This is a genomic window from Treponema endosymbiont of Eucomonympha sp., from assembly GCF_001028545.1.
Genome location: NZ_BBPW01000176.1, coordinates 1 through 1,270, shown reverse-complemented (window position 1 = coordinate 1,270; position 1,270 = coordinate 1). Strand labels below are relative to the sequence as shown.

Here is a 1,270-nt window from a genome sequence, read left to right as displayed (position 1 = left end):
ACTGTCCCCCTGCCCCGCCCAGACCAGGTCCTCTGTCCCGCCTCGAACAGTGTCTCTGTCCCGCCCCAGACAGAGCCTCTGTCCCGCCTAGAACAGTGCCTCTCTCCTGCCCTAGACAGAGCCTCTGTCCCGCCTAGAACAGTGCCTCTCTCCTGCCCTAGACAGAGCCTCTGTCCCGCCTAGAACAGTGTCTCTGTCCTGCCCTAGACAGTGCCTCTGTCCCGCCTAGAACAGTGTCTCTGTCCTGCCCTAGACAGTGCCTCTGTCCTGCTCTAGACAGTGCCTCTGTCCTGCTCTAGACAGAGCCTCTGTTCTGCGTGTGCGTCATGACGCAACCGAAAGCCGTCATAGGGAAAGCGGCAAACCCGCTTCCCCTATGAGACGAGAAAGGGAACGGGCTTTGCCCGCTCCCTTTCTCTCCCGCTCGGTAAGCCCGCCCGCCGCTTGCCTGTGCGCCTTTACCTATAGGTGAAGGCTTGCGGCGAACTCGGACGTTCGGCTACTGCCGAACGCGGAGCGCCGCGAGCGCGTCCGCTATGATTCCGGCGATTCGCGCGGGGGCGGCGTCTATGTCCGCCAGTTCCGTCTCCCCGGTCTCGCGCAGGCGAATCTCCACCTTCGGCAGGCTTTTCCCCGCCACGACGCGCAGCGGAATGCCGATAAGGTCGCTGTCGGTGAACTTGACGCCGGGGCGCTCGTTCCGGTCGTCGAGCAGCGCCTCGACGCGCCGCCGGCGAAGCTCGCCGTAGAGCCGGTCGGCGGCAGCCTTCATTTCGCCTTCATACTTCACCGGCACGATGACGACCTGATACGGCGCGACGCTCAGGGGCCATACGATTCCCGCCTCGTCGTGGTGCTCCTCTATGACCGACGCCAGCGTGCGGTCGACGCCGATTCCGTAGGTGCCCATAATCGGCGTCCGCCGCTCGCCGTTCGCGTCGAGGTACGTTACCCGCAGCGCCGTGGTGTACAGGGAGCCGAGCTTGAATATATGCCCCAGCTCGTTGCCCTTCTTGGCGTAGAACGCCGAGCCGCAGGCCGGGCAGCGGTCGCCCGCCCTCACGGTGCGGACGTCCCCCGTCAGGAACGGCGCGAAGTCGCGCCCCGGCTCGACGTGGATATAGTGCCGGTCCTTCTTGAGCGCGCCCGTCGTCGCGTCGTGCAGCTCGAGCGCCGTCTTGTCCGCGACGACCGGCACGGAATCCAGCCCCGCGGGTCCCGCGAAGCCGACGGGCGCGCCCGTAATGCGCTCCACGTCCGCGTCGCAGGC

1 protein-coding gene is annotated in these 1,270 nt (G+C 66.1%); it reads right to left on the bottom strand.

Going from position 1 to position 1,270, the window contains the following annotated elements; genetic code table 11:
* Nucleotides 1-499 precede the first annotated feature (499 nt).
* Nucleotides 500-1,270: His/Gly/Thr/Pro-type tRNA ligase C-terminal domain-containing protein (locus AWU74_RS05730; protein ID WP_238580190.1), on the bottom strand; the 771-nt coding region annotated here is incomplete at its 5' end.